The organism is Bradyrhizobium sp. HKCCYLRH1030, assembly GCF_051168395.1.
GTDB lineage: Bacteria > Pseudomonadota > Alphaproteobacteria > Rhizobiales > Xanthobacteraceae > Bradyrhizobium.
On record NZ_JBNPUY010000001.1, the window covers coordinates 902955 to 916002 of the forward strand.

10 protein-coding genes and 1 pseudogene are annotated in these 13048 nt (G+C 64.5%); 1 reads left to right on the forward strand and 10 read right to left on the reverse strand.

Annotated elements, in window-relative coordinates:
• Positions 1 to 24 precede the first annotated feature (24 nt).
• The 3 genes from ACQR1E_RS04145 to ACQR1E_RS04155 are packed head-to-tail and all read right to left on the reverse strand — an operon-like array spanning position 25 to position 4581.
• Entirely contained in the window at positions 25 to 1263 is a 1239-nt protein-coding gene (locus ACQR1E_RS04145; protein ID WP_316170357.1) for an ABC transporter substrate-binding protein, read from the reverse strand.
• Positions 1264 to 1305: 42 nt separating this feature from the next.
• The gene (locus ACQR1E_RS04150) at positions 1306 to 3096 is read right to left on the reverse strand and encodes a thiamine pyrophosphate-binding protein (protein WP_434896706.1); all 1791 of its coding nucleotides are present in this window, start codon (positions 3094 to 3096) and stop codon (positions 1306 to 1308) included.
• Between the two features lie 30 nt (positions 3097 to 3126).
• On the reverse strand, positions 3127 to 4581 hold the full coding sequence (locus tag ACQR1E_RS04155; RefSeq protein WP_434896707.1) for an aldehyde dehydrogenase family protein: 1455 nt from the start codon (positions 4579 to 4581) through the stop codon (positions 3127 to 3129).
• Positions 4582 to 4737: 156 nt separating this feature from the next.
• Between ACQR1E_RS04155 and ACQR1E_RS04160 the strand changes: the two genes are divergently transcribed.
• Positions 4738 to 5709 carry a LysR substrate-binding domain-containing protein gene (locus tag ACQR1E_RS04160; protein WP_315718515.1) on the forward strand — a complete coding sequence of 324 codons (972 nt, stop codon included), beginning with the start codon at positions 4738 to 4740 and terminating at the stop codon, positions 5707 to 5709.
• Between the two features lie 66 nt (positions 5710 to 5775).
• Here the strand turns inward: ACQR1E_RS04160 and ACQR1E_RS04165 are convergent, their stop codons facing one another.
• The 7 genes and pseudogenes from ACQR1E_RS04165 to ACQR1E_RS04195 form a co-directional block, all read right to left on the reverse strand.
• Positions 5776 to 6309, reverse strand: a complete 534-nt coding sequence (locus ACQR1E_RS04165) for a GlcG/HbpS family heme-binding protein (RefSeq protein WP_434896708.1) — start codon at positions 6307 to 6309, stop codon at positions 5776 to 5778.
• 93 nt (positions 6310 to 6402) lie between these two features.
• A complete protein-coding gene (locus ACQR1E_RS04170) occupies positions 6403 to 7701 on the reverse strand; it encodes an MFS transporter (protein ID WP_316202128.1) in 1299 nt (432 codons plus the stop codon).
• A gap of 265 nt (positions 7702 to 7966) precedes the next feature.
• Positions 7967 to 8836 carry a transporter substrate-binding domain-containing protein gene (locus ACQR1E_RS04175; RefSeq protein ID WP_434896709.1) on the reverse strand — a complete coding sequence of 290 codons (870 nt, stop codon included), beginning with the start codon at positions 8834 to 8836 and terminating at the stop codon, positions 7967 to 7969.
• Positions 8833 to 8985 (reverse strand): annotated as a pseudogene (locus tag ACQR1E_RS04180) (MBL fold metallo-hydrolase); the annotation flags it as partial. The pseudogene ACQR1E_RS04180 and the gene ACQR1E_RS04175, both read right to left, overlap by 4 nt.
• A 129-nt stretch (positions 8986 to 9114) precedes the next feature.
• Positions 9115 to 10551 (reverse strand): MmgE/PrpD family protein, encoded by a 1437-nt coding sequence (locus ACQR1E_RS04185; protein WP_434896710.1) that lies wholly within the window; start codon positions 10549 to 10551, stop codon positions 9115 to 9117.
• A gap of 17 nt (positions 10552 to 10568) precedes the next feature.
• A complete protein-coding gene (locus tag ACQR1E_RS04190) occupies positions 10569 to 12026 on the reverse strand; it encodes an MmgE/PrpD family protein (protein ID WP_434896711.1) in 1458 nt (485 codons plus the stop codon).
• Positions 12016 to 13047 (reverse strand): PdxA family dehydrogenase, encoded by a 1032-nt coding sequence (locus tag ACQR1E_RS04195; RefSeq protein WP_316194078.1) that lies wholly within the window; start codon positions 13045 to 13047, stop codon positions 12016 to 12018. Before ACQR1E_RS04195 ends, ACQR1E_RS04190 begins: the two co-directional genes overlap by 11 nt.
• Position 13048 lies beyond the last annotated feature (1 nt).

Below are 13048 nucleotides of genomic sequence, written 5' to 3' on the forward strand. Positions count from 1 at the left end.
GCAGGAACAAGGGTCGCCGCCGCCTCAGAGCGAGGGCATGCTGCAGCCGATATCCTCCTTGGTACCGAACGCCTTCGCCGTCTCCTCGGCGGTCGCCGAGGTGTTCTTCAGCACGTCGAAATAGTCGAACTTGTCGGTGATCTGCTTCTTGATCTGGACGATGACGGCCGGGCGCACCAGCTGGTGATCCCAGTCGCGGAAGAAGAACGGAAACTCGCCTTCGGTGTTCTTCCACTGCTCGAGATGCGCCACGAGCTGAGCGGCCTCGGTCGACTTCGCCGCCTCGATCGATTCCAACAGCGCCCGCATGCCGATCCAGCCCGACCACGTCTTGTCCGATGGCGGCTGATTGTACTTCTTCTTGAAATCCTCGATCAGCTTCTGCTCGGCGGCGGTATTCTTCGGATTGTTGTAGTACCACGGCTTGATGTAGATGCCGGTCGAGGCCTGCGGCCCGACGTCCCAGAAGTCGGTGTCCGTGACGGCGACCGCCGCATAGGGGATCTTGTCCTTCATCCCCATCTCGTTCCACTGCTTCAGGAAGTTGGAGAAGTCGCCGCCCACCAGGCCGCCGACGATCACGTCCGGCTTGGCCTGGCGGATCTTGAGGATGTAGGAGCTGTAGTCCGCGGTGTTGATCGGCACCTCATCGACCCCGACCTCGGTGGCGCCGACCTGCTTCAGCATCGCGCGCGAGGCGCGCAGGATGTCCTGGCCGAAGGCATATGACGCCGTGATGAAATAGACCTTCTTGCCGATGCTGGAGACGTAGGGCATCAGGCCGGCCATCTGAACCGGCACGGTCGCCTGGGTGCGGAACGTGTACTTGCTGCAGCTCTTGCCGGTGATCTCGCTGGCCGCGGCGCCGGTGAGGATCAGCGGCACCTTCTCGCGATTGGCAACGCTCATCATGGCGAGCGCCGAGGACGAGTAGTTGCCGCCGACCACGGCGACCACCTTGCTCTCGTCGACAAGCCGCTGCATGTTCTGCTGCGACACCTGGGGATTGGGCTCGTCGAGCCAGACCAGCTCGATCGGGCGGCCCAGCACCTTGCCGCCGGCCTGCTCGACCGCAAGCGCGCTGCCGCGTTGCAGGTACTCACCGATCGAGGCGCCCGGCCCCTGCTTGGCATAGATCATGCCGATGCGGACGGGCCCATCGGACTGGGCTCGCGCGGGACCGCCGACGCCGAGCACGGATGCGGCAGCCACGCCGGCCGACGCGCGCATGAAAGATCGCCGGTTCAGATCACGCTTCAACATGGTGCTCCTCCCTCTCAATGTTGTTATCTTTGTTTTGTATCGTCAGTCGCGTTTGTAAGGCTTGCCGAACACCGGCTCCTTGAATGGGATCGGCGGCAGCTCCCAGGTGCCCGTCGATGGCGGCCGCACCTCGGCGTCGACATGCAGATCGATCACGCAGGGGCGGCGGTTCTTGATCGCGGTCTCGACTGCACCGCGCAGGTCGGCGCTGCGGGTCACCGTCACGCCGTCGGCGCCGCAGGCGCGCGCCCAGGCGGCAAAGTCGGGGTTGTAGCGATCTCCGCCGGGCCCCTGATTGCCGCGATAGAACGCGGTGCCGAGCTCGCGGCCCTCGAACAGGCCATACTGCAAATCGCGGATCGCGCTCCAGGCGAAGTTGTTCCAGACGATCCAGACGCACGGCAGGTCATATTCGACGGCCGTGGCGACGACGTAGGGCGCCATCATGAAGCCGCCGTCGCCGACGACGGCGACGCAGGGACGGTCGGGCGCGGCCAGCTGCGCGCCGAGCACGCCGCAGGCGCCGAACCCCATCGACGAAAAGCCCCAGCTGTTCAGCATGCTCTGCGGCCGCTTCGGCTGCCAGAACTGCATGAACCAGTTGTGATGCACGCCGGAATCGAGCGACAGGATGACGTCGTCCGGCAGCACGTCCTGCAGGGCTCCGACGACATATTCCGGCCGGATCGGCGTGGTGTCGGCGCTGAAGTGCGGCCGCACGAACGCCTCCCACTCCGCCTTCCAGGTCGCGATCTCGTCGCGCCACGCCGCGAAATTTTCGCGACGGATCGCGGGGCGACGCTCCAGCGCCGCGAGCAGTTGCCCGGCGAAGGTCTTGGCGTCGGCGATGATGCCGAGCGTCGGCGGATAGTTGCGGCCGAGCTCCGCCGGATCGATGTCGACCTGCAGCAGCCTGGTCGACGGAAAATTCCACGAGTAGCCCTGGTGCCAGCTCGAGGACGAGCGATCGTCGAAACGCGTTCCGATGCAGAGCACGAGATCGGCGTGACGGCCGGCCTGGTTGGCGGGATAAGCGCCGTTGCGGCCAATGAAGCCGAGCGTCAGTGGATCATCCGCCGGCACGCAGCCCATGCCATTGGGCGAGGTGATGACTGGAATGCCGTAGCGGCTCTGCAGCGCGCCGATCTCGGGACCGGCCTCCGAGAGCGTCGTGCCCTGCCCGATGAAGAACACCGGCCGCCTGGCGGCTTCGATCAGATCGAGCGCCTTGGTGACGTCGGCCTCGCTCGCACTCGGCCGGTGACTGCCGTGAACATGCGACAGCGCCGGCAGCTCGACGTCGGCCTCCTCCTGAAAAACATTGTACGGAATATCGAGATTGACCGGACCGGGACGTCCCGTGACCATGGTGTCGAAGGCTTGGCGCAGCGCCAGCGGCAGCATGTCGACGCGACTGGGCTGGAAGGAACGCTTCACCACCGGGCGCAGCACCTGGGCGAAATCGGCCTGGTTGTGCGCGTATAGTTCCTGAAACGGCGCGCGGTTGGCCTGCGACGTGGGCACGTTGGCGGTGATCGCAAGGAAGCTCGAGGAGTCCGACAACGCAGTTGCGAGCGACATCACCATGTTGGCCGAGCCCGGCCCGGTCGAGGTCAGGGTCGCGACCGGACTGTGTTTGACGCGGAAATAAGCGTCGGCCATGTGACCGGCGCATTGCTCGTGGCGGGGCGACACCAGCTTGACGCGGTCACGCACCTGATACAGCGCATCAAGAATGCCGACATTGCCGTGTCCGCAGATGCCGATTACGAAGGGCACCTTCTGCTTGACGAGATATTCGGCGATGACTTCGCCGCCCTTCATCTTGGTCATGGTCAGATCCTTGTCAGGTGACGGTCCGCGTCATGCGAGGATCGTCACGATACGCTCTTCGCTCATTTCGCGGATCGCGTAATGCGGCCCTTCGCGGCCGAAACCGGAATCCTTGGAGCCGCCATACGGCATGAGGTCCACGCGGGAGCTCGGCGTCTCGTTGATGTGAACGCCACCGACTTGCAATTGCCGCGCGGCCTGCAGAGCCTCGTCCAGGCGTTTTGTGAAGATGCCCGTGGCAAGTCCATAAGGTGTGTCGTTGACGCGCGCGATCGCCTCGTCCAGCACATCGAAGGGCGCGACGCACATCACAGGCCCGAACACTTCCTGGCAGCCGAGCGGGGTCGCCTTGTCGACATTCGTGAGCAGCGTGGGAGGAACCACGGCGCCCACCCGCGCGCCGCCGACCAGACGCCGCGCGCCGCTCTGCTCGGCCAGCGCGATCCAGGACTCGATGCGCTGGGCGGCGGCCTCGCTGACGACCGGCCCAACAACGGTGTCGTCCTCGCCGGGGTCTCCGTAGGGCAGCCCGGCAACGAGCTCTGAAAGTCTCTGCTCCACCTGCCCGATCAGCGAACGCTGCACCAGCAGCACCTGGATCGATGTGCAGACCTGGCCGGCCTTGCGGAAGCCGGCGTTGACGACCTTCGGCAACGCAATATCGAGATCGGCGTCCTCGCAGATCACGCAGTGCGAGATCGAGCCGAGCTCCATCTGCGTGCGGCGCAGTCCCGCCTTGCTTTGGATGATGCGGCCGATGTCCGTGCTGCCGGTGAACGCGAAGAATTTCACTGCCGCCTCGGCCATCAACCAGTCGGCGACCTCACCATCGCCATGCAGCACCGACATCAGGCCCGATGGCAGACCTGCCGCGATCAGGCACTCCGCCATGATGCAGGACGTCATCGGCGTATGCAGCGATGGTTTCAGCACCACGGCGTTACCAGCCGCCAGTGCAGGCGCAACCTTGTGCGCCACCGTATTGAGCGGAGCATTGAACGGCGTAATCGCGGCCACGACGCCGAGCGGCACGCGGATAGTGAAGCCGATGCGGCCCTTCTGGCCTGCGGCCCCTTCCATCGGCACCATCTCGCCGGCCAGCCGCCGCGCCTCTTCGGCGGAGAGCCGAAACGTCGTCGCACAACGCTGGACTTCGCCCATTGCATCGCGGCGTGGAAAGCCCGCCTCCTGGCGCAGCACCTCCACCAGCTCCGGCGCACGCTTCTCAAGCTCGACCGCAGCGCGATCGAGGATGAGGCCGCGATCATAGGGCGTCAGTACATTGGCTTCGAACGCCCGCTCCGCGGCGACAATGCAGCTGCGGACCTGCTCGCGCGACGGCAGATGCGCGGACATGGCGGGCTGCAGGTGATATTTGTCGAGCACGGCGACGGTGTGCGGACCATTCACCCATTCCCCGGCGATCAAGAGGCGGCACGATGGCAGACCGGCCAACGCCTGTCCCTGAACCGCAGCGTCCGCCATCGTCTGGTTCCTCCCAAAGGGTCTTCACACCTGTTACCGTCGTCCTTAGAGAGAAATTGACATTAGCAAAAATACTGTTTTGGATTAGTTGCCATAAGCTGAGCATATAGCCCGGCGGCAAGGTCTCGTTCTTCCCAAGCAGTACGGTTCCCGCTCATGGATTTGCGTCAGTTGCGCTATTTCGCCCAGATCGTCGAGAGCGGCAGTCTCTCGAAGGCATCGCGCTGCCTGTTCGTTGCGCAGCCCGCACTGAGCCAGCAGATCGCAAAGCTCGAGGAGGAAGTGGGCAGGCCCTTGCTGCAGCGCTCCTCGCGCGGCGTGATCCCGACCGAGAACGGCCTTGCGCTCTACCATCACGCCCGGTTCATGCTGCGGCAGCTCGACCATGCGCTGTCGATCGCCCGCCAGGATTCGGCAGAGGTCAGCGGCATGGTATCGGTCGGCTTGCCCGCGACGACCGTGCTCGCGATCGGGCTGCCGCTCACCAAGTGCATCCGCGCCAAATATCCCGGTATCCTGCTCAACGTCGTCGAGGGAATGAGCGGCCACATCGCCCACATGATGCGGCTTGGCCAGCTCGACCTGGCCATCCTGTTCAACAACGACGTGTCATCCAAGCTCGACGCGATTCCGCTGCTCGACGAGGAATTGTTCGTGCTTCTCCCTGCCGACAGCCCGCTGGTGCCGCGCCACCGTTGCAGCATCACAGTTGCAGAAGTTGCAGAGCTGCCCCTGATCCTGCCGACGGGAACTCATGGCCTGCGCCGGCGTGTAGCTGCGGAGTTCGAGCGGCGCAACATCACGCCGAATGTGGTCGCTGAGATCGACTCGCTCTCGCTGGTGATGAGCTGCGTCGGTGAGGGCATCGGGGTCACCATCAAGCCGATGTCGGCGCTGCAGGCAGGAGGACGAAGCAGCGAGGACTGGCGCGCCCTGCCGATCTCGGACGCCCGGATCACGCGACGCAACTATGTCTATTCGATCAAGCCGGACCTGCTGGCGCCTGCAGCCCTCGCCGTCGCCAAGGAGCTCCAGGATACCGCGCGAACGCTCGTCACATCCGGACAATGGCGCGGCGTCAGCTTGGTCGACGACTCCATGTCTTCCGCCATCCCGCCGGCGGCCTAGCGCACGCGCCGACCGTCTGACCGGCGGTCGCGACTGCATCACGCCCCGCCTCCGGCCCGGTCTCGTCTACTTCAGCGCCGCTTGCCCGGCCAGGGATACGACGTTGTCCTGGGCGCCCGACCCACCACTCACACCGACGGCACCGATGATCTTGCCATCCACGACCAGCAGATTGCCGCCTCGCGATGCGATCATGTCATCGAGCGTGGCGAGATAGGCGAAATACGCGCCTTTGCCCAGCAACGTCTCGAACACCAGCGTGGGGCGTCGATAACGTGCCGACGTGCGCGCCTTGCGCTGAGACAGGCCGATCGACGCATATTGGCAATTGTCCTGCTTTTCGAAATAGACCAGATCACCGCTCGGATTGACCACGGCGATGCAGAATGCGTTCCAATTGCGCTTCGTCGTCTCAGCAACGGCCGCAGCAGCCACCTTCTTGGCCATCTCCAGGCTGATCGGGTCGCCATAAGGAGGCGGATTCAGTGCATCCGCGACCGCGTCGTTGGGATTGTCGGTGTTCGATGTCTGGGCGAGGCTGTTCGATAAGTGCAGAGCTGCGACGCATGCGATGACGCTCAAAATGGCCCGATAGTGCATGTCTTCCTCCCGACCCTGTTGCCTTCTCCGTGCTCTCGTCGGCCAGCCTGGGCGCCTTGTTTCGCTCGACGAGGCGTGTCGTTCTCAGCCTCCTCATTCCGACGGCCGCGCTTGGAGGTTGCCGAGGTCTCCCGGCTGCCCTGCTTGCGTCTCCAACGGAATCATGCGCTGCAGGTCAGCGCCGCTCGTCTCGGGCAAAGCCATCGCGGCGATGAAAGCAAGTCCATAGGCGGCGAGCGCGCAAAGGCCCATCGACAAGCCAAGAGGATGCGACGCAGCAAGCACGCCCACGGTCGCAGGCACGACCGAGCCGAACCCGCGCCCGCCACCGAGGCAGAAGCCCTGCCCGCTCGCACGAATCTCGGTCGGGAACAATTCGGCAAAGGTCGGCAACATTCCCGATGCCAGCCCACCTTGGAACGCGCCCAGAAAGAAGCTGAGCAGGATCGTCGTGTTGGCGCCGATCGGAGCTAGTAGATAGATGCTCGCGTTCGCGGCCTGGCATAGCAGGAAGATCATGAATGCGGGACGCCGGCCCGTGCGATCCGAAAGCCAGCCATAGAGCAACGGTCCGACCAACGAACCCAGGATGTTCATGGCAAGATAGCCTGCACTGCTCCCCACGGTCAGGTTGAGGACGGTGCGCAGATAGGTCGGCAGCCACGTGATCATCACATAGGCGCCGCCGAAAATGCCGGTGGCCATCGTGACCGCCGCCACGGTACGCCGCACATGGGCCCTGGTGAAGATCGTCCAGGCGGGCAGTCCGGCTGTCTCGTCCGCGCGGCTTTGACGATAAAGCCCGGACTCCGGCACAAGGCGGCGGATGAAGAACACGAGAAAGGCCGGCGCGATGCCGACCGCAAAGAACACGCGCCAGCCGAGCTCTTCAGGAAACAGCGATGAAATGACGGGGAGCAGCGCGACGGAAATCGCATAACCCACCGCGTAGCTGCTCTGCACCGACGCGGCCACCCGGCCGCGAAGCGCGGGCCTGACGACCTCGCTGATCAGGACGCCACCCACGGCCGCCTCACCGCCGTAGCCGAGGCCCTGGAGAAAACGCACGATCAGCAAGTAGTTGAAGCCGGTCGCGAAAGCCGATGCGAGCGTGAACAGGGCAACCCAGAGGATCGTCAGTTGCAGGACCTTGATGCGGCCGATGCGATCGGCAAGGATCCCCCCGCCCCAGCCACCGATGGCTGCACCGACGAGGGCTGCGGTCGCGAGATAGCCGGCTTCAGGGCGCGTCAGTCCGATTGTTGCAATCAGCGCCGGGATGACCAGCGCATAGATCGTCGAATCCAGCGAGTCGAGACCAAAGCCCGCGAAGCAAGCCCAATACGTCCGGCGTTCGACCTCGTCGAGTTCGGAATACCAGCCCAGTTTCATGATCGTTCACTTTCAGGTCAGGACTCGAACCAGATGCGCTTCTTCGTTGGCCGGGAGAACAAGCGCGAGTGCAGTACAATCGGGTGGCCGCCTGGACCATGCAGGCGCACCTTCTGCGCGGGCCTGCCGGTCGTGTCCATCATGATTGCCGACAGCTTCATCGCCCACCAATTGGAGATAGACGGAATTCCAGCACAGCCAAAATACGATTTGGCGTTGGCGCTCATAAGCCAAAGATATGGCTTGGCCGGAGTTCACCGCGGCATCACGGGGCGACCTTGGCGGTGACAAATCCACCTTGATCGAGCGCTCGGCGTACCGTGCCATTCGCCTTGGCATCTGCAAGAAATCGGGCCGCCCACTCCCGCGCCGTCACGTTACCCTTTGGGACGACCACGACGACGCCCGTTGATTGGATGACCTCGTTCAAGACCCGGCTGCCCGGCAGGCGCCGCGACAGCTCCTCCAAGGCTTCCATGCCCATGGCGAGGACGTCGAGCCGACCCTGGCCGATCAGCTCAGCGGCCTCTTCAGGCTTGATGAATTTCGTCACGCGGGCACTTTTCATGCTCGCCTCGACCGTTCTGGACGTCGAAGTGCCTTCGATGCAGCCAACCCGGATTCCCGGACGGTCGATATCGGCAACGGAGGTGATGTCTGAGCCTGCGCGAATGAGATACCCGCTCATATAGGCGACATAGGCAGGTCCTTGATCGACGAACTGCTCCCGCTTGCGATCCGCCGGCATGAAGGACAGATCCCACGCCCCTTTGCTGCCGGCGGCCGCGATTTCGTCCGAGCTCTGATAGTCGACGAGCTCAAGCGGCACATTGAGCTTGCCTGCGGCCGCCTTGGCCAGTTCGACTGTCACGCCGACAGGCTTGCCTGTCGCCGGATCGCGTGTCGTCCAGAACGCGGAGGCGGCCGGCCCGACCGCAACAGCGACGCGCAGCACGCCGGTCGGAGCGATCTCGCGCGCATCCTGCGCAGCTGCTCCCGCCATCATGGCCGAGAGGCCCAAGCAAAGACTTGCGATGGCAAAGCAAAGCGATGCGAGCAGACCGGTCGATTTCATGCGTGGTCTGGCGCGATCCGACATCGGTACCGCCGTGCTGACAATGTGCCGGTCCTTCATAGCGTCGGATTCCACGATGATGGGATCAGCCGATAGCCGGCGCCGTCTTTCTCGACGTGTCCGACCGACGGGAACGCGAAGTGGAATCCGATCACGGTCGCCTTCTCCGCCGCTGCATCCGCCTCTGCTTCATGTCTCGTCTCTCCCGCTTCGTCTTCTTTTTTCGTCAATCCGCAGAATGCACCGGAGAAGACCGAGCCGACGAGCCGCCCGCCGCGCCGCCACGGGAATGGATCAGACGATGATGTTCCGTCGCCTCTCATCGCCATGACAGCCGATCACGCCGCGAATAGTGCGCGCAACCGGCCGATGTCGTCGATTTCTTCGAGCCGCCCAACCATGTCGATCAGCTTCTCCGTCTTCTCACGCCCCAGAACGGGCGTCATCAGATCCCTGGTCTTGGCGTTGACGGCCTCCGTGCCCAGCGGATTCTCCTTGGTGCCCGGCGGGTGTCTGGTGAAATGATCGACCTTGCGGCCATCGACCAGAGTCACCTCGACGATCGCACCGCGTGGCGCAGCCGGATCCATCAAGCCCTTGTCGCCTGCGAGCGTCACCTTCGCCCGTTGCTCCAGGATCGTCGGGTCGCGCATCAGCGCGACATCATGACTGTCTCCGAACGAGACCGCCCCCTTGACCAACGCAAGCGCGACGAGATGCTGACAGTTCACGTCGGGCATGGCGCTGTCGCCGACGATTCCCATCGCGTCGGTCGGAAGCTTGACCAGGATGCTGCGGACGTTGTCTGGAGTGAGTCCGTGCTGTCGGCGCAGCGTGAGCAGCGCATCCAGCGGCGACTGGATCGGATAGCCGACCGAAAAGGTCTTGATGGCCGTCTCCGTGACGTAGAAGCGGCTGCCGAGATCCCTGACCATCTCCTCCGGCTTCGGATCGCTCGACAGCGCGATGAACAGGTTGTGGGTGCCATCGAGCACGTCATCGACGCCGGTGAGCCCGGCCATCACCATGTCGACCGCCATGACACCGTTGCGCGCGCCCATTCCGGCGAAATCGAATGCCTTCTCGATGTGGTCCGTGTCCTTGACCCAGCTCCACAGCCCCGAGACCTGCTGCGCCGAATAGGAGATGGCGTGACGCATGCCCCGCTCGTCCAGCCGCGCCAACGAGGCCGCCGCGCCTCGCGCACCGAATGTCGACGACGTGCCCTCGGCACTGCGGTGCGAGCCGCGCACCAGGTCCGGCCCGAGCGCCATCAGAAGCCGGCAGGTCAGGTCGTAACCGAGCACAACGGCGCGGATCACGTCGCGCCCATTGCGATGCTCCCGTTCAGCCATAGCGAGCGCGGCAGGGATGACCGCGCACCCCGGATGCGCCTTGGTGACCGGTTCGAAATCGTCGGTCTCGTCGGCGTGAGCGCACATGGCGTTGGCCATCGCCGCATTGACGGCCGTCGTCCGGACGTCGGAGCCGACGACGGACGCCTGCGGCGCGCCGCCGAGGCTGCGCACGTATCTCAGCGCCATCTCGCCCGGATGCATCCGAGCGCCGGACACCATGGCACCGAGCGTGTCGAGAATGCGGTGCTTGCATGCGAGCATCACCTGCTCCGGCAGCTCCTGGTCACGCGCCGCAACCATGTAGCGCGCCAGGCGCTCGGTCACGCCCGGGCCGGCGGCCCGGGAGAAACGGATCGGCATCGCCGAGATTGCAGCAAACGCCCCCGCCGATTGCAGCAGACGGCGGCGCGACGACATGGCCCTCCTCGCCATCGTCAGGCCGACGCCGACATCTTCGCGATGTCGGCAGCATTCGACACACTCTCGACATTCCAGCAGGCGTCCATGATCCGCCGGATCGACGCCGCCGGAACGATGCCGTCGGCGAGGTCCACGAACTTCGCCTCGAGCTGCTGGTCGGTCATCGGCACTTCCACGCTGCCGGCGGCGTGCTCGATGCGGCGGCTGATCTTCCGCCCATCCTTCAGCACGATCGTCATCTCGACCTGCTCCGGCTTGATCTCGGGCGTGATGACCGGAATGACCTTGCTACGCAGCGACAGCACCGTCGGATCGGTTACCGCGCGATCGCTGAACTGCTTCTCTCCGCCCGCGCCTTCCACGATCGCCACGGCCACCGCGTGATAGATGCTGAACTTGCCCTCGAGCCCCTGCTGCGGCGTCTTCTTGCCGGTCAGCTCGAGCACGAGCGGGTTGACCTTGAGATCGACATGGTCGATCTGGTCGGCCGTCAGCCTGTTCTCGTTACGCAGCTGAATCGCAGCGTCGATCGCCGGATGCAGAACGATGCCGCAAGCGAACGGCTTGTAGGTGTTGAGGGCGGCTTCGTAACGCTTGCCGAGATCTCCGACGATCTCGCCATAGTCCTGCTTCGTGCTGATCGTGTTGGCCCAGCCGCGCTTCGCCTCGATCATCCCGTCCGACGACGTGAAATTCTTCGACGCCAGAAGGGCGGCAAATATGCCGTTTGACGCCGCACGGCCGGGGTTGAAGCTCTTGTTCATGGACCCGAACGATTCGCGCAGGCCGACCGGCTGCGACGCGGCGAGGCCCAGCGCCCAGGTCATCTGCTGCTCGTTGAGCTTCAACAGCTTGCCGGCAGCCGCAGCCGCGCCGAACACCCCGGCAGTCCCGGTGATGTGCCAGCCGACATCGTAGTGGTTCGGATAGACGGCGTTGCCGATCCTGCACTCGGTCTCGACACCGAGGACGAGCGCATTCAAGAACTCCTTTCCGGACACCGGCTGCATTTCCGAGAGCGCAATGATCGCCGAAACCACCGGGCCGGCCGGATGGATGATCGTCTTCAGATGGGTGTCGTCGAAATCGAAGATGTGGCTGGACACGCCGTTGATGAAGGCGGCGTTCATGATGTCGAACCGCTCGCGCCGGCCGAACAGCGACGCCTGCTGCGGGCCGGAGAACGGCGCCAACGCCGCGACCGCGATGTCGACCGTTTCGTGTCGCGACCCGCCGATCGCGACGCCGACCCAGTTCAGCAGCGTCCTCACGCCTTCCTTGCGGACCTTGACCGGCAGATCATCATATCCCGCCGAGACGATGTACCGCGCAAGCGTACGCGTGACCTCCTTGGGCGGCGCCGCGGCGGGCGCCGCCGGTGCCTGAGCCTGTGCAAATGCCGCATTCGCGCCGACCGCGGACAAGGGAAGAGCGGCGGCGGCCTGAAGCAGGGTCCTGCGATCAGTGTGCATGTGACATCTCCCGGGCTTTGAACGAGGCCAATTGCGCGGCGAGCCGGACCGCGCTTTCGAGCGCGCCGGTGTCTGCGACGCCCTTGCCGACGATGTCGAACGCCGTGCCGTGCGAGGGCGTGGTGAAGACGGTCTCGAGGCCGGCCGTGACGGTCACTCCGCGATTGAAGCCGCGCAGCTTCGTCGCGATCTGCCCCTGGTCATGATACATCGCGACGACGCTGTCGAACTCGCCGGCAAACGCGCGAATGTAAACCGTATCCGCCGGATACGGACCGCTGCAGACAATGCCCTGTTTCGCAATCGCCTCGACCGTCGGCTTGATCATCTCGATCTCGTCGCGACCGAACAAGCCGCCCTCGCCGGCATGCGGATTCAGTGCGGCCACGGCGATCCGCGGCGCGGCGACTCCGGATCTCCGCATCATCCTGTCGACGAGGACCACCGCATCGGTGATCCGCGGCGGGCTGATGTCGTTCAGCGCCTCGCGCAGGGACTGGTGCCCGGTGACGCGCGACATCCATTGTCCATCCAACACGTTCATTTCAGAAAAATACGTACGGTGCCCGAGCAGGTCCGCGAACATCTTGTGCTCGTCCGGGTACCTCCAGCCGCCGTCGAACATCGCCCGCTTGTTCAAGGGCGCGAAGGTGATGGCATCGATCGCGCCGTCCTTGGCAAGATCGATCGCCCGCGACAGCGTCTCTCCGGTGAGCCGCCCGGACTCGGCGCTGGCCTTTCCGATCGGGTGCCTCGACGGGTCGGTGTTGCCGAGATCGATCAGCTGGATCTTGCCGGAAACCCAGGAAGCCTCCCTGGGTGAGCCGATCCGCTCGATATCGAGGCTCACGCCGGCATGCACCATTCCCATCTCCAGCACGCGGGCATCGCCCACCACGACGAGGCGCGCCGCATCGGCCAGCCGGTGATCGGAGAGGATTCGCGCCGTCTGCTCAGGACCGATACCGGTGCAATCACCGGGAACCAGCGCCACGATCGGCAAGTCTTCACTGAGAACCATG

Excerpts from the sequence above, each read along its gene's own strand:
- ACQR1E_RS04145 (WP_316170357.1), bottom strand. The coding sequence starts at position 1,263 with ATGTTGAAGCGTGATCTGAACCGGCGATCTTTCATGCGCGCGTCGGCC.
- ACQR1E_RS04150 (WP_434896706.1), bottom strand. The coding sequence starts at position 3,096 with ATGACCAAGATGAAGGGCGGCGAAGTCATCGCCGAATATCTCGTCAAG.
- ACQR1E_RS04155 (WP_434896707.1), bottom strand. The coding sequence starts at position 4,581 with ATGGCGGACGCTGCGGTTCAGGGACAGGCGTTGGCCGGTCTGCCATCG.
- ACQR1E_RS04160 (WP_315718515.1), top strand. The coding sequence starts at position 4,738 with ATGGATTTGCGTCAGTTGCGCTATTTCGCCCAGATCGTCGAGAGCGGC.
- ACQR1E_RS04165 (WP_434896708.1), bottom strand. The coding sequence starts at position 6,309 with ATGCACTATCGGGCCATTTTGAGCGTCATCGCATGCGTCGCAGCTCTG.
- ACQR1E_RS04170 (WP_316202128.1), bottom strand. The coding sequence starts at position 7,701 with ATGAAACTGGGCTGGTATTCCGAACTCGACGAGGTCGAACGCCGGACG.
- ACQR1E_RS04175 (WP_434896709.1), bottom strand. The coding sequence starts at position 8,836 with ATGAAGGACCGGCACATTGTCAGCACGGCGGTACCGATGTCGGATCGC.
- ACQR1E_RS04185 (WP_434896710.1), bottom strand. The coding sequence starts at position 10,551 with ATGTCGTCGCGCCGCCGTCTGCTGCAATCGGCGGGGGCGTTTGCTGCA.
- ACQR1E_RS04190 (WP_434896711.1), bottom strand. The coding sequence starts at position 12,026 with ATGCACACTGATCGCAGGACCCTGCTTCAGGCCGCCGCCGCTCTTCCC.
- ACQR1E_RS04195 (WP_316194078.1), bottom strand. The coding sequence starts at position 13,047 with ATGGTTCTCAGTGAAGACTTGCCGATCGTGGCGCTGGTTCCCGGTGAT.